Below are 21,627 nucleotides of genomic sequence, written 5' to 3'. Positions count from 1 at the left end.
CGAAGGACCTGATTGCATGACGGACGACAGAGACGCGCGCGGCCGTGCCGTGCCGAGCGGCCGGCTGTCGCGGCTGGGCGCGTTCGGGCGGCTCGCCGCGGGCGTCGGCGGCGGGGTGGTCGCGGAGGGCGCGCGCCGGCTTGCCGCGGGAGAGCGGCCGCGGATGGGCGACATGCTGCTCACCCCCGCCAATGCGATGCGCGTCGCCGACCAGCTCGCGCATCTGCGAGGCGCGGCGATGAAGCTCGGCCAGATGATCTCGATGGACGCCGGCGACATGCTCCCGCCCGAACTGTCCGCGATCCTCGCGCGGCTGCGCAACCAGGCGCATCACATGCCGCCGCAGCAGCTCGACAAGGTGCTCACCGTGGAATGGGGCCGCGACTGGCGCCGCCGTTTCGCGCATTTCCAGGCGCATCCGATCGCCGCCGCCTCGATCGGCCAGGTCCATCGCGCGCGCCTGCCCGACGGCCGCGAACTGGCGATCAAGGTGCAATATCCCGGCGTCAAGCAGAGCATCGACGCGGACGTCGACAATGTCGCGACGTTGCTCCGCGTCTCCGGCCTGTTGCCGAAGGAACTCGACGTCGCCCCCCTGCTCGGCGAGGCGAAGCGGCAGCTGCACGAGGAGGCCGACTATATCCGCGAGGGTGGCATGATGACCCGCTATCGCGACCGACTCGCAAACGAGCCCGGATTCGTCGTCCCCGAACTGCACGCCGATCTCACGACACCCCGTGTGCTCGCGATGACCTATGTCGCTGGCGAACCGATCGAAATGCTGGAGCACGCCGACCAATCCATCCGCGACACCGCCACGCAAAACCTCATCGGCCTCACCCTCCGCGAACTCCTCGACTGGCAGCTGATGCAGACCGATCCGAATTTCGCCAATTACCGCTGGCAGCCGGAGACGGCGCGCATCGTCCTGCTCGATTTCGGCGCCGCGCGCGACATTCCGGCGGCCACCGCCGACGGCTATCGCACCCTGCTCGCGGCCGGCCTGTCGGGGGATCGCGATGCGGTGCGCGCGGCGGCGATCGGTGCCGGCTTCCTCGGCGCCGCCGCCGCGCAGGCGCACCGGCCGCTGGTCGATGCGATGATCGACGTCATTCTCGACAACCTCAATCGCCCCGGCCCGTTCGACTTCGGCGACCGCGCCTTCGTCGGCGTGGTACGCGAACAGGGGATGGAGATGGCGCGCGATCGGTCGACCTGGCACCTGCCGCCGGCCGACACGCTGTTCGTCCAGCGCAAGATCAGCGGCACCGCCCTGCTCGCCGCCCGGTTGAAGGCGCGCGTCGACATCCGTGCGATGGTGGAGGAGCGTATCCAGATAGTCGGTGTGAAGCAGGCCCGGCGCGCGCCCTAACGGCGCGCGCGGCGTACTTCCGACTGACGCGCCGCCGCGATCGTATCGACCACCAGTTCGTAGAAGGCGGGCGAATAGCCGACCGCGAGGAACGCCTTCACTTCGGCCGATGCAATCGAATAGCCGCGCTTCCAGCTCAGCACCGCGATCCGACGCAGCGCCTCCAGCTTGGGATCGGCGAGCTGCGGGCTGATCCGCACGCCGAACACGAGGCCCAGCCAGCGCGACAGGCGACCCGGCTGGCGCAGCGTCGCCAGACCGTCCTGCCGGGCGATCCCGATCACCGACCGTTCCAGTTCCGTCAGCACCGGCCGTTCCTCCTCCATCTCCACGACACGGGGCGTCACCGGCGCGGGCGCCGGACGGGTCGGTGCGGTCGCCCGCGCATAGCCGGCGTTGCCGGGCTCGGCGAAAGCAAGAAAGGCCATGGCGTCACTCCCTTTTCGGACCGCAGGCGGGCGTGCCGCATCCGTCGGATGCCGCGCCCTGCCACAGGTGTGTTGCTACCCTTTTGCCGCCGATGACCGGCATGCGTCCGGATGTTCCCAAAAGCCGTGGCCGATTGCGGCTGCCAGCTTCTATACTGGGCGGTATAGAAGCAGTGACAGCCCTCGTCAACGGCTTTTGTACCGGTCGGTAACGAAAAGTGCGACGCGCCCGATCAGGCCTTGGTCAGCGCGGTCTTCGTCGCAGCCGTGCAGCGGTAGCGCGCGACGCTGCGCTCCTCATAGGCCGGCACCAGCACCGTCGACACGGTGCGGAAATCCGCCGTCGCCGCCTGCCGATCGAGCGTCAGCAGCACGTACCCCTTGTGGTCCTGATCGCAGAACAGCACCTCGTCGTTCGCCTGCTCGATCAGCGCGCCGATGCCGGGCAGCAGCGATCCATAGGACGGGCTGGTCACCGCGGTCGCGCCGAACTCCACCGCGACCGCCGTCTTGCGATCGTCGTGGAGCACGTTGGCCCAGGCGGCATGGCTGTCGCCGGACAGGACGATCGGCTGCGACCCCGCCCGCCGGAACGCCTGATACAGGCGCTCGCGCGCCGGCGGATAGCCGTCCCAGCTGTCGAAGTTGAACGGCAGCCCGGCGCGATAGGAGGCGATCGACGCCGTCAGCCGGTCGCGCCACATCGGCGGCAGCTTCGCCATCGTATCGGCGAAGCGCGCCGCGCCGAGCTGCCGTTCGATATCCGGCCCGGCGACCCTGGCCATCACCACCTGATTGCCGAGCACCTGCCACGGCTTGCCCGCCTTCACCGACGTCGCCAGCACGCCCTCCAGCCACACCTGCTGCTGCGCGCCGAGCAATTCCCGCTGCGGCAGCGCGCGTTCCGCCATCATCCGCGCATAATCGGCCGGCGCGATCCCAGCGCCCTTGGCCGCGACCTGCTGCGACCGCGCAAGCAGCCGCGTTTCCACCATCGCCAGCGTGGCAAGGTCGCCGAATTCGAACGACCGGTTGATCGCCTCCCACGGCTTGCCGGGCAGCGGATCGCGGATCGGCATCCATTCGAAATAGGCCTGCATCGCCGCCGCCTTGCGCGCCTTCCAGTCGCCCTCCTTCGCGGGATCGTGGTTTTCCGCGCCGCCGATCCAGCCGTCGTTGGCGACCTCGTGATCGTCCCAGACGCAGATGAATGCGGCGCGGGCGTGCGCCGCCTGCATGTTCGTGTCGCGCTTCACCTGCGCGTGGCGGGCGCGATAATCGGCGAGCGTCACGATCTCATGCGCCGGCTCGACGATCCGGCCGATCTTGGTCGCGATATCCGCGCCATAGCCGTCGGCACCATATTCGTAGATGTAATCACCGAGGTGCAGCACCGCATCGAGCCGCGGATGTTTCGCGATCGCGTCATACACGTTGAACAGCCCGCCGCCGTACAATTGGCAGGAGACGACGGCGAAGGTCAGGTCGGGGGTCGCCCCCACCGGCAGCGTCCGGAACCGCCCGACGGGGGACCGCCGGCCGCCCGGCCCCTCGAACCAATAATGATAGTCGGTTCCCGGCTTCAACCCGGTCGGCGTCGCCTTGGCGGTGAAGTCGCGCGCCGACCGCGCGGTCGCCCTGCCGCTCGCCACCGCTTTGCCATCCGCCTCCAGCGCGACATGCCAGGTCAGCGGCACGTCGCCTGCCGCCGCCGCATCCGCCGGCGTCGCCCGCGTCCACAGCACCGCGCCGTCCGCCGCCGGATCGCCGCTCGCGACGCCATGGTCGAAACGGACCGCCGCCCCGCCCTGTGCGAGGATGGTGCCGGGTAGGCCGAGCGCCGCGCCCGAACCGAACAGCCCGAGCGTCTGGCGGCGATTGATCGTCATCGTGGCATCCCCTGCATCCTCTGCTTCGCGGTTAGGATCGACGTGTGACTTTTCAAAGACTTGGCCGTGACACTGGCAAGACGAAGTCGTCACGCTGCCGTCATCACGGCATTCTACGGGGTCCGACAGCTAAATAACGGGGGAATAACGATGAAGCCTTTTGTCACGCGCCTGGCGCTCGCCGGGCTCGCCGCCACCTGCTCGACGACGGCGGTGGCGCAGGCGACCGTGCAGGCCGCGGCGCCGCTGGCTGCGGCGGAGGAGGCGAACGAGATTATCGTGACCGCCCAGAAGCGCGAACAGCGGATCGAGGACGTGCCGGTCACGGTCACCGCGCTCACCGGCGCGCGCATGGCGCAGATCGGCGTCTCCGAACTGGACGAGGTCGCCGCCTTCATCCCCGGTCTGCAAGTGCAGGAGCAGAGCGCCAACAACCCCGGCCTCGTCATCCGCGGCATCACCTCGGACTCCGGCTCGGCGCAACAGGGCGCGCGCGTCACCCTCTATTACAACGGCGTCGACATCAGCCGCTCGCGCGGCGCGTGGCAGGACCTCTACGACCTCGAACGGATCGAGGTGGTGAAGGGGCCGCAGGCGACGCTGTTCGGCACCGCCGCCGCGGTCGGCGCGATCAGCCTCGTCTCCGCCCGCCCGGTCGCCGGCACGCATGTCGGACTCGACGCCAGCTACGGCAATTACGACCGCACGCAGGTGTCGGGCTTCATCAACGCCGGCAACGACACGCTCGCCGGTCGCATCGCCTTCGCCTACAAATATCGCGACGGCTATGTCCGCAATATCGCCGGCGATCCGAACGTCCCCAACCAGAATCAGGGCCGGGTCGATCAGGACGATCTCAACGGGCAGGATCAGCGCGGCATCCGCGGCTCGCTGCGCTGGCGGCCGAGCGACACGGTCACCGCCGACCTCGTCCTCACCTATGACGGCCAGCGCAATCCCGGCACCGCGTTCAAGAGCCGCGCCTTCGCCCCCACCGGCGGCCAGACCGGCGACTACGGCTATGCCGAACTGTCGGGCTCGCCCTTTTCGCAAAGCGTGCTCGGCAAGCGCAAGCTCGGCCTCGACCGCAACGTCTACGACGCCAACTTTACCCTGACCGCCGAGCTGTCGCCGGGCGTCACCTTCACCACCGTCAACGGCTACCGCCGCTTCGACGCGCTCGAGACCTTCGACGCCGACGGCGGCCCTGCCTGGTATCTGGAATTCGCCGAGGATGCGAAGGGCGACCAGTGGAGCCACGAGAGCCGCTTCGCCTTCGAAGGCCGCAAATATCGCGCGGCCTTCGGCTGGAACGCCTTTTTCGAGAACGGCTATCAGCGCGTGCCCTTCTCGACCGAGGAGGGCACGTATCTCGCCTGTTCGGTGACGGCCGCCTATGCACCCATCCGGCAGAACCTGAACCGCGCCGGCGTGCCGACCGGCCCCGCCTGCATCGCCGCCGACGGCACCATCCCCGCGACCCGCGCCACCGCGCTACTGACCGGCGGACGTGCGACCGTCATCCCCTATGCCGCCGAATTCGCCAATTACGGCAACAACGACACCTATTCGGTCTTCGCCGACGCGACGTGGATCCCGACGCCTGCGCTGGAACTGACCGCCGGCGCCCGCATCCTGATCGAGGATCGCCAGTCCGGCTATACCTCCACCCAGCCCGATTCGCAGATCCTCGCCGGGCTCGGCATCTTCACCAGCCTGCTCGGCACCGCCAACACCAAAGGCGTGCGCTACGAGGCGGAGGAAAGCTTCATGGCGATCCTCCCCCGCTTCAACGCGCTGGTGAAGCTCAACGACGACGTCAACGTCTATGCCACGATCAGCAACGGCCGCCGCTCGCCGGTGGTCCAGCTCGCCGCCAGCCGCATCGTCCCGACCAGCGTCGCAAACGCCGGATCGATCCCCAACCGTCAGGTGATCGCAGAGGAAAAGGTGTGGAACTACGAGGGCGGCATCAAGGGGCGCGTCGGTCCGTTCAGCGGCGCGGCGTCGGTCTTCTACCAGACCTATGACGGTTTTCAGGTGTCGATCACCCAGAATGGCGTGACGACCACGCAAAGCGCCGGATCGGCGAACAACCTCGGCGTCGAACTGGAGGGCAATCTGCGGCTCGCCAACGTCCTGTCGCTGTTCGGCACCTTCGCCTATATCGATGGCGGCATCGGCAAGGATGCGAGCAACGGCGTGTTCGCGGGCAACCGGTTCCGGCTGCAGCCCGCCTATACCGCATCGGGCGGCGCCACGCTGCGGCTGCCGGTCACCGATCGCGCGACGCTCTATGCGACGCCCAGCGTCACCTATCGGTCGAGGGTGTTCTTCGAGCTGCCCAACAGCGCCGCGATTTCGCAGGGCGGCTATACGCTGGTCAATGTGCGGGCCGGCGTGGACATCGACAATGGCCGCTACACGATCGGGGGGTTTGCGCGAAACCTCACCGACAAGCGCTATCTGATCGATGCAGGCAATACCGGCGGCGGCTTCGGCGTGCCGACCTATATCGCCGGTGAGCCGCGCTTCTATGGCGCCGAGGTGGGCTTCCGCTTCTGACCGGCGCCGTGTCCGGGCGGCCTGAGCGCCGTCCGGACATGGACCTTGTCTGCGATCAGGCCGCCGGCGGTGCGAGCAGCTCCGGCTGGAGCAGGCGATGCAGATGCACGACGACGAACTTCATTTCGGCATCGTCGACCGTGCGCTGCGCATTGGCGCGCCACGCTTTTTCCGCACTGGCGTAATCGGCGAAGATGCCGACGACCTCCAGCTTCGAAGGATCGGCGAATTCGAGGGTACGGGGGTCGTTGACGCGACCGCCGAAGACGAGGTGCAGCTTGCTCATACGCGGTTCCCGGGTGAGAGGTTCAAGGCGCCGCGTTAGCGTGTTGCGCTGCAATATTGAACCCCGGAAGACGGGGAGCCGCCGATCATCGGCCGCTCCCCGCATGCCTCATGCCTTGTTGGCCGCGCCCTTGGCCGCGGCCGACCCCGCGCTGGTCGCCGCTTTGGCAATGCCCTGGAACAGCGACTTTACCTGATCCTTTGCCGCATCCTTCGACAGGCCGGCATTCTGCAGTTCGCTGTTGCCCGCCTCGCGCGCCGCCTGGAAGGCACTGCGCGCACGTTCGCTGAGGGAGCGGCCGACCGGAGCGAGCAATTCCTTTTCCTTGGCGGAGCGCGGGATCAGCGCCCCGGCCAGCGCGCCGATCGCGATGCCGCCCGCGACGATCGCCAGCGGATTGGATTCGATCGCGTCCGCGGTGCGGCGTGCCGCATCGCCGGCTGCATGCTTGGCGTCGTCGAGACGGTCCTGGGTATGGGCGTTCATATCTCTGGTCCTTTTACAGGTTAGTCTTGCGGGCCGAGGCCGGGTTCGTGATCGCGATGGCCGGGCTTGTGCTTGGGCTTGCGGCGGAACAGGCTGGCGATCCGATGCCGCGCGAGGAACAGCCCGGCGACCGCGGTGGCGCCGGCGACCGCACCGGGATTGCGAATCGCGGTATCAAGGCTCGCCTGCGCGGCCGCGCCGCCCTTGTCGGCAACGTCACGCGCGGCCTGCAGCGCCAGCGTCTTGGGGTTGAGCCTCACCTGCAACCGGCTCACCGTCAACGACAGCCGCTCGCGTGCCGCTGCCGCTTCCAGCTCTGCCGTCGCCAACCGGGTGGCGGGATCGAGCGCGCTCATTGCGGCGCCCCCGGGGACAGCCGCCCCTTGCCGATGATCGCCAGCACCGCGGCGATCGCCAGCGTGCCGATCACCACCGCGGCCGTCGCCAGCCCCGGACCGATCAAGGTCGCAAGGCTGAGGATCAGCCCGACCAGCAGCGCGATCAGCGCCGCCAGCCCCAATGTGCCGGCGATGACGAAGAAGATCGCGGCATTCTTGTAGGCGCTCATGCGTTCGCCGATGCGCGCCTTGACCAATGCCACCTCGGCACTGGCCAGTCCCCGCGCATCGTCGACGAGTTGCGAGACGAGGGCGCCGATGCCCTCGTCGTCCGTCACCGGCTCGATCACCGCCATGGGCCGGTCAGGCCTTGTCGCCGTCGATGCCGGACTGGACGAGGCGGGCGACCGCAAAGCCCAGCGCGGCCGCGACGCCGACCGCGACGCCGGGGCTCTTGCGGACGAACTCGCGCGCTTCGTCCAGCAGCTGGTCGACGTCCTTGGTCTTGATCTGGTCGGAAAAGCCCGACACGAGGCCGGCTGCCGAGCGGGCATATTCGCCATATTGCGCACCCAGCCGCTCGTCGACCTGACCCGCCGCATCGGTAATCATCTGCGACAGCTGGTCGAGCCCGCCGACGGCGCGCTCCTTGCCGGTATCGGCGAGGGTACGGATCTTGTCGGTCGCCTGGCTGCCGTATTTGGACGAATAGTCCTTCACGGTCTGCTTCACCTGCTCGGTCTTGCCGCCGGTCGCCGGGTCGAATTCGACGCCGGCATTTTTCAGCGGCTCGGCCGGCGTGAAATCGGTGGTGGCTGGCGGTGGCGTGATGTCGCCATCGGTGATCGGTTTCAGGTCGTTATCGGCCATGACGCGCCCTTTTCGGTTGTTCGACACCCTCAACCCCGGCCGACCGAGCGCGGTTCCCTGACGGCTCAGGAGATTGCCGCACCGCATCGGGCAGGGTAGAGGCGCCCTCACAGCCCCAAGACGTAGGAGCATCGTTACGTGACCGCAATCATCGACATCCATGGCCGCCAGATCCTCGACAGCCGCGGCAATCCCACCGTGGAGGTCGACGTGTTGCTGGAGGACGGCAGCTTCGGTCGCGCCGCGGTGCCGTCGGGCGCCTCGACGGGCGCGCATGAGGCGGTCGAGAAGCGCGACGGCGACAAGAGCCGCTGGGGCGGCAAGGGCGTCGACGACGCGATCGAGGCGGTGAACGGCGAACTGGTCGAGGCGCTGATCGGCCTCGATGCCGAGGATCAGGCCGACCTCGACCGCACGATGATCGAACTCGACGGCACGGAGAACAAGGGGCGCCTCGGTGCGAACGCGATCCTCGGCGTCAGCCTCGCCGCCGCCAAGGCCGCCGCGGAAGCGCGCGGGATGCCATTGTACAAATATGTCGGCGGCGTATCGGCGCACGTCCTGCCGGTGCCGATGATGAACATCATCAACGGCGGCGAACATGCCGACAATCCGATCGATTTCCAGGAATTCATGATCGTCCCCGTCGGCGCCGAGAACATCGTCGAGGCGGTGCGCTGCGGTTCGGAGATCTTCCACACGCTCAAGAAGGCGCTGCACGACAAGAGCCTGGCGACCGGCGTCGGCGACGAGGGCGGCTTCGCGCCGAACATCGCCAGCACCGAAGAGGCGCTCGGCTTCATCATGCAGAGCATCGAGAAGGCGGGCTACACGCCGGGCGAGGACGTGATGCTGGCGCTCGATTGCGCCGCGACCGAATTCTACAAGGACGGCCGCTACAACATCTCGGGCGAGGGCAAGGTGCTGGAGAGCGGCGCGATGGCCGAATATCTCGCCGACCTGACCCGCCGCTACCCGATCTTCTCGATCGAGGACGGCATGAGCGAGGACGATTGGGAGGGCTGGAAGGCGCTGACCGACCTGATCGGCGACAAGGTCCAGCTGGTCGGCGACGATCTGTTCGTCACCAACCCCAAGCGGCTGAAGCGCGGCATCGACGGCGGCTACGCCAATTCGCTGCTGGTCAAGGTCAACCAGATCGGCACGCTGACCGAGACGCTAGAAGCGGTGAACATGGCGCAGCGCGCGCGCTACACCGCGGTGATGAGCCACCGGTCGGGCGAGACCGAGGATGCGACGATCGCCGACCTCGCGGTCGCGACCAATTGCGGGCAGATCAAGACGGGGTCGCTGGCCCGGTCGGACCGGCTCGCCAAGTACAACCAGCTGATCCGTATCGAGGAAGAGCTGGGCGACGCGGCACGCTATGCCGGCCGCGACGTTCTGAAGGCTTGATCCGAAACGCGCGGCGGGCGAGGATGGCGGGCATGGCACGGGTAGCGAAGACATCGGCGTTTCGCAGGACGATGCGTCGGGCTGCCCTGCCCGCGCTCGGCCTGACGATCATGGCGTTCTTCGGTGCCTATGCGGTGCTCGGCCCGAACGGCATCCTCGCCTATGGCGATTACAAGAAGCAGCTGGTGCGCCGCGAAAAGCAGTTCGCGGCGCTGGACCAGAAGCGTGCGGTGCTGAAGAACCGGGTGGCGCTGCTCGACCCGGATCATGCCAATCCGGACATGGTCGACGAAATGGTCCGCAAGGAACTCAACGTCGCCCATCCGGACGAGGTCATCGTACCGCTGAAGTGACGCCCCGACCGCCCCGGAACCGGTTCCGGGGCGAGCCCAGCGTGCCGTCGGATCAGATGAATTCGATCTTCGACACCACGTAATACCGGTCGCCCGCCGGCACCGACACCTCGACGTCCTCGTCGACCTTGCGGCCGATCAGCGCCCGGCCCAGCGGCGAGTTGTACGAAATCCGCCCGGTCTTGGCATCCGCCTCGGTCTGGCCGACGATCTGATACTTCACCGGCTTGTCGTCATCGTCGAGCAAGGTCACGGTCGCGCCGAACACGACCTTGTCGCCCGACAGGTCGCGCGGGTCGATGATCTGCGCGCGGGACAGTTTGTCCTCGATATCGCTGATCGTCGCCTCGTTCTGGCCCTGCTGTTCCTTCGCCGCATGATATTCGGCGTTTTCCGACAGGTCGCCGTGCGCGCGTGCTTCCTCGATCGCATCCACGATCAGGGGACGCTCCGCTTTCAGACGCTTCAGGTCCGCGGTGAGCTTCTCATAGCCCTCCTGGAGCATCGGCATCTTTTCGACGGTCGCCATATCTACGTCCCCAATTCTCGCTACCCGTGCGGACCGACCCGGCCCGCCCGCACACATGTCATTATGTCGGGATCAGTTGTGCGACTGCGAATAGTAGGATTGCAACGGCCTGACTTCAAGATGCGTCACCCCGATTGCCGCCGCCGCCTGCACGCTGGCGGGCGCCGTGGTGAAATACGGGATCTTCTGCGCCAGCGCCGCCTGACGGATCGGCTTCGAATCCTTCAGACTTTGCCAGCCTTCGGTGGTGTTGAAGATGAGCGTGACCTCACCGTCCATGATCCGGTCGAGGATGTGCGGCCGGCCCTGCGCGACCTTGTTGACCTTTTCGACCGCAAGGCCGGCGAGTTCGAGGTAATCCGCCGTTCCGCCGGTCGCCAGCACCGTAAAGCCATGCGCCAGCAGCGACTTCACCGCGGGGACGATATGCGGCTTGTCGCCGTCCTTGACGCTGACGAAGGCGGTGCCGCCGGTCGGCAGGACGGTGCCGGCCCCCAGCTGCGACTTGGCGAAGGCGGTGGTGAAATCGGGATCGATTCCCATTACTTCCCCGGTGCTCTTCATCTCCGGCGACAGGACCGGATCGATGCCGGGGAAGCGGTTGAACGGGAACACCGCTTCCTTGACCGCATAATAATCGATGTGGCGGTCGATCGGCGGCAGGTCGCGCAGCATCTCGCCCGCCATGACGCGGGATGCGATCTTGGCGATGGGTACGCCGATCGCCTTGGCGACGAACGGCACCGTCCGCGATGCGCGCGGGTTGACCTCGATGAGATAGACTTCGCCGTCCTTGACCGCGAACTGGATGTTCATCAGACCCTTGACCGACAGGGCATGCGCCAGCGCGATCGTCTGCCGCTCGATCTCGGCGATCGTCTCGGCGCTGAGCGAATAGGGCGGGATCGAACAGGCGCTGTCGCCCGAATGGACACCCGCCTCCTCGATATGCTGCAGCAGGCCGGCGACGACGACGTCCTCGCCATCGCAGATCGCATCGACGTCGACCTCGATCGCGTCGCGCAGATACTGGTCGATCAGCACCGGGCTGTCGCCCGACACCTGCACCGCGGTCTGGATGTAATCGTCGAGCTGCTGGAGCGAATCGACGATCTCCATCGCCCGCCCGCCGAGTACGTAGCTCGGCCGCATCAGCACCGGATAGCCGATCCGCTCCGCCGCGGCGACCGCCTCGTCGCGGCTGCGCGCGAGGCCGTTGGCCGGCTGCTTGAGGCGCAGCTTGTTGACCAGGGCGGCGAACCGCTCGCGATCCTCCGCCAGGTCGATCGCATCGGGGCTGGTGCCGAGGATCGGAATCCCCGCCTTTTCCAGCGCGCGCGCCAGATTGAGCGGCGTCTGCCCGCCGAACTGGACGATCACGCCGACCAGTTCGCCGCGCGATTGCTCGACATGCAGGATCTCCAGCACATCCTCCGCGGTCAGCGGCTCGAAATACAGCCGGTCCGACGTATCGTAATCGGTGCTCACCGTCTCCGGATTGCAATTGACCATGATCGTCTCATAGCCGACGTCCGCCAGCGCGAAACACGCGTGGCAGCAGCAATAATCGAACTCGATCCCCTGCCCGATCCGGTTCGGCCCGCCGCCCAGGATCACCACCTTGCGGCGGTCGGAGGGCATGCTCTCGTCCTCGGGTTCGCCGAAGGACGGCGCCTCGTAGGTCGAATACATGTACGGCGTCTTGGCATCGAATTCGGCGGCGCAGGTGTCGATGCGCTTGAAGACGGGGCGCACGCCGAGCCGGTGGCGCAGCGCGCGCACCTCATCCTCGGTGACGCCGCCGGTCATCGCCACGACCGCGTCGTGGATCAGGCCCGATCCGCGTGCGATGCCGCGCTCCATGCCGCGCAGGTTCGCCGATTTCAGCGCCAGATAGGCGAGCCGCTTGTCGCTGAACCCCATCGACTTGAGCCGGCGCAGGCCCGCGGCCTCGATCGGCAGGCCGTTCTTGCAGACCTCCTCCTCGGCCGCGACGATCTCCGCCAGCCGCTCGAGGAACCAGGGGTCGAACTTCGCGATGCCGTGGATCTCGGCGACGGTGAAGCCCTCGCGCAGCGCCTGCGCGGCGACCAGCAGCCGGTCCGGCGTCGCCACCGCGAGCGCCGCCTCGATCTCCGCCCGCGGCGCACCGACCAGCCGGTCGACCGCGTTGAAGCCGGACAGGCCCGTCTCCAGCCCGCGCAGCGCCTTCTGCATGCTCTCGTGGATATTGCGGCCGATCGCCATGACTTCGCCGACGCTCTTCATCGCCGTGCCGAGCACCGCCTCGGCGCCCTTGAACTTCTCGAAGGCGAAGCGCGGAATCTTGGTGACGACGTAATCGATCGTCGGCTCGAACGACGCCGGCGTCGCGCCGGTGATGTCGTTGGTGATCTCGTCGAGCGTATAGCCGACCGCCAGCTTCGCCGCGACCTTGGCGATCGGGAAGCCGGTCGCCTTCGACGCCAGCGCCGAGGACCGCGACACGCGCGGGTTCATCTCGATGACGACGAGGCGGCCATCCTTCGGATTGACCGCGAACTGCACGTTGGAACCGCCGGTTTCGACGCCGATTTCCCGGAGTACCGCGATCGATGCGTTGCGCATGATCTGATATTCCTTGTCGGTCAGCGTCAGCGCCGGCGCGACGGTGATCGAATCGCCGGTGTGGACGCCCATCGGATCGACGTTCTCGATCGAACAGATGATGATGCAATTGTCCTTGCGGTCGCGCACCACCTCCATCTCATACTCCTTCCAGCCGAGGAGCGATTCTTCGATCAGCACCTCGGTGGTCGGCGACGCGTCGAGGCCCTTGCGGACCATGTCGACGAATTCGGAGCGGTTGTAGACGATGCCGCCGCCCGACCCGCCCATGGTGAAGCTCGGCCGGATGATCGCGGGCAGGCCGGTGATCTCCAGCCCCGCCATCGCCTCCTCGATCGTATGCGCGATCGCGGAGCGGGCGCTTTCCAGCCCGATCTTCGTCATCGCATCCTTGAACTTCAGCCGGTCCTCGGCCTTGTCGATCGCCTCGGCATCCGCGCCGATCATCGTGACGCCGAACTTCTCCAGCGTGCCGTCGTGGAACAGCGCCAGCGCGGTGTTGAGCGCGGTCTGCCCGCCCATCGTCGGCAGGACGGCGTCGGGCCGCTCCTTCTCGATGATCCTGGCGACCACCGCGGGCGTGATCGGCTCGACATAGGTCGCGTCGGCCAGCTCGGGATCGGTCATGATCGTGGCGGGATTGGAGTTGACGAGGACGATGCGATAGCCCTCCTCCTTCAACGCCTTGATCGCCTGCGTGCCCGAATAATCGAACTCGCACGCCTGCCCGATGACGATCGGCCCCGCGCCGATCACGAGGATGGAGGAGATGTCGGTGCGTTTTGGCACTATCAGCTCGCCTTAAATAGCTTGATTAAACCCTCGATGCCTTGGCTGAGGGTGACGAAAACAGAAAGTTTTTGAAGCAATCCCCAGACAATTTCGCTTTCGGGTTCCGGAGCTTCCGTCAAAATTAAAGCCGCGGCGACGAGAGCTTTTGCCTGAGAAGCTTCGCGATTATTTACAGTTGCCGCAGATATCTCGCGCTCTGCTCGATAGAGAAGACTGACCACTTGAGCCTTAGTCTTTGCATCAAGCTTGAATCCCACGGGCATACCAGTCCATAGATTCGAATCGATGGGGAGATTCTTTAGCGACTTAATAGCACCCTGCAATCCGCCACTAATTGCCTGCTCAGCAACTTGAGAAGCTCTCGCACGAGTATAGTTAACCATCTCGGGACCGATCGCCAAAATATCATCGACGCTAAGAAATGTTATATCTTTATTATCAAGCTGACCATGCTCAGAGTGATCGATAATTACACCATCAAGAGTATCGTTCTCGACATCGTGTTCGACAACAATACCATCTTTAATCATGTTATGAATAATGCGTCCGATTTGCTTTTTATCGGCTTCTGAACGATCAAAAGATCGTTCATATTTAACAATTATTGAAGCTTGGCTCTGCACGTCTGCAGTATTCAGAAATAAAGCTACCAGTCTATCCGCTAGCGTTTGATCGTCAATCACCGCAGCGATCCTACAAACCGCTCGAACAGATACAGACTATCCTGCGGCCCCGGCGACGCTTCCGGATGGTACTGCACGGAAAACGCCGACCGATCGGTCAGTTCCAGCCCCGCGTTCGATCCGTCGAACAGCGACACATGCGTTTCGCGCACGTTCGCCGGCAGCGAGTCCCGCTCGACCGCGAAGCCGTGGTTCATGCTGGTGATCTCGACCGCGCCGTCGCTCAGCCGCTTGACCGGGTGGTTGGCGCCGCGATGGCCCTGGAACATCTTGGTCGTCGTCGCGCCGACCGCCAGCCCGAGCAGCTGGTGGCCGAGGCAGATGCCGAACAGCGGCTTGCCCGTATCCAGCAGCTGGCGGATCACCGGCACCGCATATGCGCCGGTCGCGGCGGGATCGCCGGGGCCGTTGGAGAGGAAGATGCCGTCCGGCGCCTGCGCCATGACCTCGTCGAACGTCGCTTCGGCGGGCAGCACCGTCACCTTCGCACCGGCCTGCACCAGATTGCGGAAGATGTTGTGCTTGCTGCCGTAATCGATCGCGACGACATGCGGGCGACCGGCGCCTTCGCCTGCGCCATAACCGAAGCCGAGCCGCCACGGGCCACCTTCGCGCGTCTCGCCCCAGGCATAATGCGTCTGGGTGGATACCTCTTTGGCGAGGTCCATGCCCTCCAGCCCGGGCCACGCCTGCGCCATGGCGAGCAGCGCGTCGAGATCGAACTCGCCCGCCGCCGAATGCGCGACGACGCCGTTGGGCGCCCCGCCCGACCGGATGCGGCGGGTCAGCGCCCGGGTGTCGATCCCCGACAGGCCGATGCGGTTGTGCCGCTGCATCCAGCCGTCGAGCCGCTCGACGGCACGGAAGTTCGACGGCGCGGTCACGTCCTCGCGCACGATCATGCCGAGCGCATGCGGCGCGTCCGCCTCGATATCGTCGGGGTTGGCACCGACATTGCCGATATGCGGGAAGGTGAAGGTGATGATCTGCCCCGCGAACGACGGGTCGGTCATGATCTCCTGATAGCCGGTCATCGCGGTGTGGAAGCACACCTCGCCCACCGCCGCGCCTTCCGCGCCGAAGCCGCGGCCCCAGGCCACCTCCCCGCTCGCGAGAACCAGAACACCCGTCGCGCCGTCAGGCTTTGCGGGCATGGCAATGGGCTTGGCGTCGGCCATGGCTTGGCGGGCACTCCTGAAGGTTTCGTCTATGTCGCTAAGCCGCGCCCGCTAGACCCCCGCCCCCCTCAGGTCAACCGGTTCACGGCGGGCGCGTGTTCCGCTAGGGCAATCCGCTTCACCGTCTTCTTCGAGAGCTTCCCCATGATTCGCGACGACATCAAGGCCGCCCAGGTCACCGCCATGAAGGCCGGCGACAAGGAAGCCCGCAACGCGATCGGCCTGATCCAGGCCGCAATCAAGAACCGCGACATCGAATTGCGCACCGGCACCGCCCCCGCCGACGACGATGCGGTGGTGGTCGAGGTGCTGCAGAAGATGGTCAAGCAGCGCCGCGAATCGATCACCATGTACGAAACCGGCGGCCGGCAGGAACTGGCCGACGCGGAACGCGCGGAGGTCGCCGTGATCGAACGCTTCCTCCCCGCGCAGATGAGCGAGGCGGATACCGTCGCGGCGATCGAGGCGATCAAGGCGGAGCTGGGCGCGAGCGGCATGAAGGACATGGGCCGCGTGATGGCGGAACTGAAGGCGCGCCACGCGGCGAGCCTCGACATGAGCAAGGCGAGCGGACTGGTGAAGGCGTCGCTGGCGTAATTTCTCACGCGAAGGCGCGAAGACGCGAAGAAGGTTTTGGGCGCGCGGAGGCGCGGAGGACGCGGAGATGCTGCGCTACCGGCTGGCGCTGCCAGCACCCTTTGAGCTCCGTCATTCCGGCGAAAGCCGGAACCCACGGCATCGATGCGGTCGAATGTGCGGATCGACGTCACCGTCAGCGCGGCCATGGGTCCCGACGTTCGTCGGGATGACGGACCGGGCGATCCAAATGCTTCGTCCGCCACACTTCTCCGCGTCCTCCGCGCCTCCGCGCGCCCAAAAATCTTTTCGCGTCTTCGCGCCTTCGCGCGAACCAAAGCTTGCCCGGGTCGTCGCGTGAACGAGATCACCGTCGAGCCCTCGCGTGACCGAAAAACCTTTGCCCCCACACGCCGATCAAAGCATGTTACAATAGCCCCATGAGTCTCTCGCCCCAATTTCTGGACGAACTCCGCGCCCGCACCTCGCTGTCGGCGCTGATCGGCAAGACGACGAAGCTGCAGAAGGCCGGGCGCGAGATGCGCGGTTGCTGCCCGTTCCACAACGAAAAGACGCCGAGCTTCTACGTCAACGACGACAAGGGCTTCTATCACTGTTTCGGCTGCTCGGCGCATGGCGATGCGATCAAGTGGATGACCGACCAGCGCGGCCTGCCCTTCATCGATGCGGTGAAGGAACTCGCGCAGGCCGCCGGGATGGACATGCCCGCGCAGGACCGCGCCTCGGCCGCCAAGGCGGAGCGCGCCAAGGGCCTGCACGACGCGATGGCCGACGCCGCGACATGGTTCACCGAACAGCTGAACGGTATCGGCGGCGCGGAAGCGCGCGCGGTGCTGGTCAAGCGCGGCATCACGCCAGACACCGCCCGCACCTTCGGCATGGGCTTTTCCCCCGACAGCCGCGGCAAGCTCAAGACCGCGCTGAAGGACTATGGCGATCCCGCACTGGTCGAATGCGGCCTGCTGATCCAGGTCGAGGGTCCAAATGGACCTAGGGACCCGTACGACCGGTTCCGCGGCCGGCTGATGATCCCGATCCGCGACGCGCGCGGGCGGACGATCGCCTTCGGTGGGCGCGTGATCGGCGAGGGCGAGCCGAAATATCTCAACTCCCCCGACACGCCGCTCTTCGACAAGGGCCGCACACTCTACAATCTCGACCGCGCCGCCCCCGCCGCGCGCAAGGCGGCGCGCGTGCTGGTGGTCGAGGGCTATATGGACGTCATCGCCCTGGCGCAGGCCGGCATCCACGAAGCCGTCGCCCCGCTCGGCACCGCGCTGACCGAGGCGCAGCTGGAGCGCCTGTGGCGGATGGTCGACGTGCCGATCCTCTGCTTCGACGGCGACAGCGCCGGGCAGAAGGCCGCGTTGCGGGCGGCGGCGCGGGCGATGCCCTTGCTCGGCAACGGCCGCAGCCTGTCCTTTATCACGCTGCCGCAGGGGCAGGATCCCGACGATCTGGTCAAGGCGGGCGGCGCGCAGGCGATGGAGGCGCTGCTCCAGCAGCCGCAGCCGCTGGTCGACCGCCTGTGGCAGAGCGAGGTCGCCGCCGGGCCGCTCGACACGCCCGAACAGCGTGCCGGGCTCAAGCAACGGCTCGCCGAACTCGCCGCGACGATCGCCGACGCCTCGGTCCGCAAGGAATATGAGAGCGATTTCAAGAACCGCTTCTACGAACATTTCGCGCCCAAGCGCCGGGCCTTCACCCCGAACGCACCCCGCCCGCAGGGCAAGCGCGGCAGCGACGGCCAGTGGAAACAGCCGATCGCCCCGCCGACCGAGGATGTGAAGGCGTTCCACGCCGCCGGCATCGACCGGGTGCTGGCGAAGGCGATCCTCGCCGGCCTGATCCGCCACCCGGTCGAGATCGCCCGGCATATGGAGGTGCTCGGCAGCCTGAAGCTGGTCGGCGGACCGCTCGGCCGCCTGTTCGAGGCGGTGGTCGACGTCGCGCTCGAGGATCAGGCGCTTGATAGCGTCGGCTTGCGCACCATATTGGCGCGGAGCGGGTTCGATTCAGTCGCGAGCGATTTGCTGAGAGCCGATACGATGCCCTATTCGTTCACGCAGAGCGGCGGTGATCCGGACCGCGCCCGAGCCGACCTCGACGAGGCGATCGCCATCATGGTGGCGCGACCGGAGGTCGATCTGGCGTTGGGCGAGGCGACCGCTTCGATGCAGACGCACTTCACCGACGAGGCGTTCGAACGGCAGGTGGCATTGGTGAAAGAGAAACAGGCGTTGGAGCTTCGGCTTGCAAATTTGGTGCAGTCGAACGAAGACGCCCGAGCGTTGGGATCCGAGGGCAATTGATGGCTAAAGTTAACGGTAACGGTGGCGATGAGGGTGGCGACGTGACCGACGCGCCGCTGATCGACCTCAATGACGCCGATATCAAGAAGCTGGTCGCCCGCGCCAAGAAGCGCGGCTACATCACCTACGACCAGCTCAACGAGGCGCTGCCGCAGGACCAGATGTCGTCCGACCAGCTCGAGGATATCATGTCCGCGCTCAACGAGATGGGCGTGAACATCGTCGAGAACGAGGAAGCCGGCGAGGACGGCGACGAGAAGGAGCAGGCGGAGGACGACGAGCCGGAGGCCGTCGAGGTCGACGCCGACGGCACCGCCGCGCCTGCGCTCGAGACCAAGAAGAAGGAAACCGTCGATCGCACCGACGATCCGGTCCGCATGTACCTGCGCGAGATGGGGGCGGTCGAGCTGCTGTCGCGCGAGGGCGAGATCGCCATCGCCAAGCGGATCGAGGCCGGCCGGGACACGATGATCCTCGGCCTGTGCGAATCGCCGATCACCTTCAACGCGATCATCGACTGGTCGACGCAGCTCAACGAAGGCACGATGCAGCTGCGCGAGATCCTCGATCTCGATGCGATGCTGTCGAAGGGGCCGTCGGCCGAGCAGGTCGAGGGCGCCGAGGACGACGATTCGGCGGAGATCAGCGAAAAGACCGCCGGCGCGAGCTTCAAGGACGAGCCCGAGCCCGAGGAAGCGTCGGCCGACGAGGACGACGAATCGGGTGAGCCGCGTGCGCCGCGTCCGTCCGACGACGAGGACGAGGACAATACGCTCAGCCTCGCGCAGATGGAGGAGACGCTCAAGCCGCAGGCGCTGGAGCGGTTCGCCAACATCACCGCGCTGTACAAGAAGTTCAGCAAGATCCAGCAGTCGCGCCTCGATGCGATGACCGCGGGCGGCGAGCTGTCGGCGGCGGACGAGCGCAAGTATCACAAGCTGCGCGAGGAGCTGACCGCCGAGGTCGAGAGCGTCCAGTTCCACAACGCCAAGATCGAATATCTGGTCGACCAGCTCTATGCCTACAACCGGCGCCTGACCGCGCTGGGCGGCCAGATGCTGCGCCTCGCCGAGCGTCACAAGGTCAGCCGCAAGGACTTCCTCGACCGCTATGTCGGCCACGAACTGGACGACACCTGGCTGCAGTCGATCGGCAAGCTCGACAAGAAGTGGACGGCCTTCGCCACCAACGAGGGCGAGGCGGTCGATCGCATCCGCGGCGAGATCAACGAGATCTCGCAGCAGACCGGCATGGCGCTCCCCGAGTTCCGCCGCATCGTCAACATGGTGCAGAAGGCGGAGCGCGAGGCGCGGATCGCCAAGAAGGAGATGGTCGAGGCGAACCTGCGCCTCGTGATTTCGATCGCCAAGAAGTACACCAACCGCGGGCTGCAGTTCCTGGATCTGATCCAGGAGGGCAACATCGGCCTGATGAAGGCGGTGGACAAGTTCGAATACCGCCGCGGCTACAAGTTCAGCACCTATGCGACGTGGTGGATCCGGCAGGCGATCACGCGCTCGATCGCGGATCAGGCGCGGACGATCCGCATCCCGGTCCATATGATCGAGACGATCAACAAGCTGGTCCGCACCAGCCGCCAGTTCCTCCACGAGCAGGGCCGCGAGCCCACGCCCGAGGAAATGGCGGAGCGCCTCTCGATGCCGCTCGAGAAGGTCCGCAAGGTGATGAAGATCGCCAAGGAGCCGATCAGCCTCGAAACGCCGATCGGCGACGAGGAGGACAGCCACCTCGGCGATTTCATCGAGGACAAGAATGCGGTCATCCCGGTGGATGCGGCGATCCAGGCGAACCTCAAGGAGACGGTCACCCGCGTCCTTGCGAGCCTGACCCCGCGCGAGGAGCGCGTGCTGCGCATGCGGTTCGGCATAGGCATGAACACCGATCACACGCTGGAGGAAGTCGGCCAGCAATTCTCGGTCACCCGGGAACGCATCCGTCAGATCGAGGCGAAGGCGCTGCGCAAGCTCAAGCACCCGAGCCGCAGCCGCAAGATGCGCTCGTTCCTCGACCAGTAACCGGCACGGGCGGGAGGATGCTCCCGCCCCTGTCAGCGTACCTCTATACCTGTCACGCGATCAGTCGGGGATCTGCCCGAACGGCAGCAGCCTTGCCGCGAGCGCCTTGGTCGCCGCCGCATTCCCCGCCTGGATCGAGGCGAGCATCAGCCCCGCCGCCTTGCGCATCGCCCGGTCGAACATCGTCGGAGCCGCGGCCCGGCTGGCGAGTTCGGCAAGCGCCCTGCCCTTCGGATCACCCGCATCCTGTTCCAGCCGCAGCAGCGCCGCGACGCCGGGATAGATCGCCCGATCGCCACCCGCTGCGACCGCACGGTCCAGCGCCGACAGGCCGGCGCTCTTCTGGGCGCCCAGCGCGGCGCGGCCGATCATGCCGCCCAGCTTGAACACCGCCCCCATATGCCACGCTCCCAGCCCGAGCTGCGGTTCGGGATCGCGCGGCGCCCGCGCCGCAAGCGTCTCGAACATCCTGCGCGCGGCGATGGCATCGGCGCGGCTGCCGTTGATCTTGGCGCGATAGCTGCGCGCGGTCGCCTGCATCAGCAGCGCCTCGCGATCCTCCGGAGCCCGTGCCAGCGCCGCCGCAGCGAGCCGCTCGGCCTCGGCGATACCCTGCAGCGCCGCCGCCTTGCTGCGGGCGGCGAAGGACGCCTGGGTCAGGATATCGCGCGCGCTCTGTGCCGACGCAGGGGCCGCGGCGATGCCGATCGTAATCGCGACCATCGTCGCCAGCCTGACGTTCTTCAAAGCAGCATCGGCCCATTCTCCCGGGTCCGATGACAGCATATCGCCGGCGGGTCCGCAACGCCGAGGACCGACGAACCGCCTGATTCACATCAGCACGCAACCACGAAAAAGGGCGCGGGAGGTATCCCCCCCGCGCCCTTTCG

Annotated in this window: 19 protein-coding genes; 7 read left to right on the top strand and 12 right to left on the bottom strand. The window is 66.5% G+C overall.

What is annotated here, in order from left to right:
- Window positions 1–16: 16 nt before the first annotated feature.
- Window positions 17–1,372 (top strand): ABC1 kinase family protein, encoded by a 1,356-nt coding sequence (locus B2515_RS01195; RefSeq protein WP_293872754.1) that lies wholly within the window; start codon window positions 17–19, stop codon window positions 1,370–1,372.
- Here the strand turns inward: B2515_RS01195 and B2515_RS01190 are convergent.
- Together B2515_RS01190 and B2515_RS01185 are read right to left on the bottom strand one after the other, a co-directional pair.
- The gene (locus tag B2515_RS01190; protein ID WP_293872753.1) at window positions 1,369–1,800 is read right to left on the bottom strand and encodes a hypothetical protein; all 432 of its coding nucleotides are present in this window, start codon (window positions 1,798–1,800) and stop codon (window positions 1,369–1,371) included. The two genes, B2515_RS01195 and B2515_RS01190, sit on opposite strands and share 4 nt — an antisense overlap.
- 233 nt (window positions 1,801–2,033) lie before the next feature.
- The gene (locus B2515_RS01185; protein ID WP_293872752.1) at window positions 2,034–3,689 is read right to left on the bottom strand and encodes an alkaline phosphatase D family protein; all 1,656 of its coding nucleotides are present in this window, start codon (window positions 3,687–3,689) and stop codon (window positions 2,034–2,036) included.
- A 150-nt stretch (window positions 3,690–3,839) separates the two neighbouring features.
- Here B2515_RS01185 and B2515_RS01180 point away from each other — a divergent pair, with 150 nt between their 5' ends.
- On the top strand, window positions 3,840–6,254 hold the full coding sequence (locus B2515_RS01180) for a TonB-dependent receptor (RefSeq protein ID WP_293872751.1): 2,415 nt from the start codon (window positions 3,840–3,842) through the stop codon (window positions 6,252–6,254).
- 55 nt (window positions 6,255–6,309) lie between these two features.
- Here the strand turns inward: B2515_RS01180 and B2515_RS01175 are convergent, their stop codons facing one another.
- The 5 genes from B2515_RS01175 to B2515_RS01155 all read right to left on the bottom strand — a co-directional run bounded on the left by B2515_RS01175 (window position 6,310) and on the right by B2515_RS01155 (window position 8,234).
- The gene (locus B2515_RS01175) at window positions 6,310–6,540 is read right to left on the bottom strand and encodes a DUF4170 domain-containing protein (protein ID WP_293872750.1); all 231 of its coding nucleotides are present in this window, start codon (window positions 6,538–6,540) and stop codon (window positions 6,310–6,312) included.
- A 108-nt stretch (window positions 6,541–6,648) separates the two neighbouring features.
- Complete coding sequence (locus B2515_RS01170) at window positions 6,649–7,026, bottom strand: hypothetical protein (protein WP_293872749.1); 378 nt, start codon at window positions 7,024–7,026, stop codon at window positions 6,649–6,651.
- Between the two features lie 20 nt (window positions 7,027–7,046).
- Window positions 7,047–7,382 carry a DUF3618 domain-containing protein gene (locus tag B2515_RS01165; protein WP_293872748.1) on the bottom strand — a complete coding sequence of 112 codons (336 nt, stop codon included), beginning with the start codon at window positions 7,380–7,382 and terminating at the stop codon, window positions 7,047–7,049.
- Window positions 7,379–7,720, bottom strand: coding sequence for a phage holin family protein (locus tag B2515_RS01160; RefSeq protein ID WP_293872747.1), 342 nt, complete (start codon window positions 7,718–7,720; stop codon window positions 7,379–7,381). Before B2515_RS01160 ends, B2515_RS01165 begins: the two co-directional genes overlap by 4 nt.
- A gap of 7 nt (window positions 7,721–7,727) precedes the next feature.
- Window positions 7,728–8,234, bottom strand: a complete 507-nt coding sequence (locus B2515_RS01155; protein WP_293872746.1) for a hypothetical protein — start codon at window positions 8,232–8,234, stop codon at window positions 7,728–7,730.
- Between the two features lie 138 nt (window positions 8,235–8,372).
- On the opposite strand from B2515_RS01155, the gene eno reads away from it, so the two are divergent.
- Together eno and B2515_RS01145 are read left to right on the top strand one after the other, a co-directional pair.
- Window positions 8,373–9,650: a phosphopyruvate hydratase gene (gene eno, locus B2515_RS01150; RefSeq protein WP_293872745.1), complete on the top strand. Its 1,278-nt coding sequence runs from the start codon at window positions 8,373–8,375 to the stop codon at window positions 9,648–9,650.
- A gap of 71 nt (window positions 9,651–9,721) precedes the next feature.
- Window positions 9,722–10,003 (top strand): FtsB family cell division protein, encoded by a 282-nt coding sequence (locus B2515_RS01145; protein WP_038660851.1) that lies wholly within the window; start codon window positions 9,722–9,724, stop codon window positions 10,001–10,003.
- Window positions 10,004–10,055: 52 nt separating this feature from the next.
- Here B2515_RS01145 and greA read toward each other — a convergent pair whose 3' ends face one another.
- The 4 genes from greA to carA form a co-directional block, all read right to left on the bottom strand.
- A complete protein-coding gene (gene greA, locus B2515_RS01140; RefSeq protein ID WP_293872744.1) occupies window positions 10,056–10,532 on the bottom strand; it encodes a transcription elongation factor GreA in 477 nt (158 codons plus the stop codon).
- Window positions 10,533–10,604: 72 nt separating this feature from the next.
- Complete coding sequence (gene carB / locus B2515_RS01135; RefSeq protein ID WP_293872743.1) at window positions 10,605–13,928, bottom strand: carbamoyl-phosphate synthase large subunit; 3,324 nt, start codon at window positions 13,926–13,928, stop codon at window positions 10,605–10,607.
- A gap of 2 nt (window positions 13,929–13,930) precedes the next feature.
- Entirely contained in the window at window positions 13,931–14,614 is a 684-nt protein-coding gene (locus B2515_RS01130; RefSeq protein WP_293872742.1) for a hypothetical protein, read from the bottom strand.
- Window positions 14,611–15,792: a glutamine-hydrolyzing carbamoyl-phosphate synthase small subunit gene (carA, locus tag B2515_RS01125; protein ID WP_293872741.1), complete on the bottom strand. Its 1,182-nt coding sequence runs from the start codon at window positions 15,790–15,792 to the stop codon at window positions 14,611–14,613. Before carA ends, B2515_RS01130 begins: the two co-directional genes overlap by 4 nt.
- 144 nt (window positions 15,793–15,936) lie before the next feature.
- Here carA and B2515_RS01120 point away from each other — a divergent pair, with 144 nt between their 5' ends.
- The 3 genes from B2515_RS01120 (at window position 15,937) to rpoD (ending at window position 20,737) form a co-directional block, all read left to right on the top strand.
- Window positions 15,937–16,389, top strand: a complete 453-nt coding sequence (locus B2515_RS01120) for a GatB/YqeY domain-containing protein (RefSeq protein WP_293872740.1) — start codon at window positions 15,937–15,939, stop codon at window positions 16,387–16,389.
- A gap of 419 nt (window positions 16,390–16,808) precedes the next feature.
- Window positions 16,809–18,701 carry a DNA primase gene (gene dnaG / locus B2515_RS01115; RefSeq protein ID WP_293872739.1) on the top strand — a complete coding sequence of 631 codons (1,893 nt, stop codon included), beginning with the start codon at window positions 16,809–16,811 and terminating at the stop codon, window positions 18,699–18,701.
- A complete protein-coding gene (gene rpoD, locus B2515_RS01110; protein WP_293872738.1) occupies window positions 18,701–20,737 on the top strand; it encodes an RNA polymerase sigma factor RpoD in 2,037 nt (678 codons plus the stop codon). Before dnaG ends, rpoD begins: the two co-directional genes overlap by 1 nt.
- Before the next feature lie 60 nt (window positions 20,738–20,797).
- On the opposite strand, the gene B2515_RS01105 is transcribed toward rpoD, so the two are convergent.
- Window positions 20,798–21,484 carry a hypothetical protein gene (locus tag B2515_RS01105; protein WP_293872737.1) on the bottom strand — a complete coding sequence of 229 codons (687 nt, stop codon included), beginning with the start codon at window positions 21,482–21,484 and terminating at the stop codon, window positions 20,798–20,800.
- Window positions 21,485–21,627: the final 143 nt, after the last annotated feature.

It is taken from the genome of Sphingomonas sp. UBA978 (genome assembly GCF_002292295.1).
Classification (GTDB): Bacteria; Pseudomonadota; Alphaproteobacteria; order Sphingomonadales; family Sphingomonadaceae; genus Sphingomonas.
This window is presented reverse-complemented; position numbering and strand designations above follow the sequence as displayed.

Bases quoted from the DNA above. Each gene is read 5' to 3' on its own strand.
- B2515_RS01190 (WP_293872753.1), bottom strand. From the start codon at position 1,800: ATGGCCTTTCTTGCTTTCGCCGAGCCCGGCAACGCCGGCTATGCGCGG.
- B2515_RS01165 (WP_293872748.1), bottom strand. From the start codon at position 7,382: ATGAGCGCGCTCGATCCCGCCACCCGGTTGGCGACGGCAGAGCTGGAA.
- B2515_RS01175 (WP_293872750.1), bottom strand. From the start codon at position 6,540: ATGAGCAAGCTGCACCTCGTCTTCGGCGGTCGCGTCAACGACCCCCGT.
- greA (WP_293872744.1), bottom strand. From the start codon at position 10,532: ATGGCGACCGTCGAAAAGATGCCGATGCTCCAGGAGGGCTATGAGAAG.
- rpoD (WP_293872738.1), top strand. From the start codon at position 18,701: ATGGCTAAAGTTAACGGTAACGGTGGCGATGAGGGTGGCGACGTGACC.
- B2515_RS01155 (WP_293872746.1), bottom strand. From the start codon at position 8,234: ATGGCCGATAACGACCTGAAACCGATCACCGATGGCGACATCACGCCA.
- B2515_RS01180 (WP_293872751.1), top strand. From the start codon at position 3,840: ATGAAGCCTTTTGTCACGCGCCTGGCGCTCGCCGGGCTCGCCGCCACC.
- carA (WP_293872741.1), bottom strand. From the start codon at position 15,792: ATGGCCGACGCCAAGCCCATTGCCATGCCCGCAAAGCCTGACGGCGCG.
- B2515_RS01195 (WP_293872754.1), top strand. From the start codon at position 17: ATGACGGACGACAGAGACGCGCGCGGCCGTGCCGTGCCGAGCGGCCGG.
- B2515_RS01170 (WP_293872749.1), bottom strand. From the start codon at position 7,026: ATGAACGCCCATACCCAGGACCGTCTCGACGACGCCAAGCATGCAGCC.
- B2515_RS01185 (WP_293872752.1), bottom strand. From the start codon at position 3,689: ATGACGATCAATCGCCGCCAGACGCTCGGGCTGTTCGGTTCGGGCGCG.
- B2515_RS01160 (WP_293872747.1), bottom strand. From the start codon at position 7,720: ATGGCGGTGATCGAGCCGGTGACGGACGACGAGGGCATCGGCGCCCTC.
- B2515_RS01120 (WP_293872740.1), top strand. From the start codon at position 15,937: ATGATTCGCGACGACATCAAGGCCGCCCAGGTCACCGCCATGAAGGCC.
- B2515_RS01145 (WP_038660851.1), top strand. From the start codon at position 9,722: ATGCGTCGGGCTGCCCTGCCCGCGCTCGGCCTGACGATCATGGCGTTC.
- dnaG (WP_293872739.1), top strand. From the start codon at position 16,809: ATGAGTCTCTCGCCCCAATTTCTGGACGAACTCCGCGCCCGCACCTCG.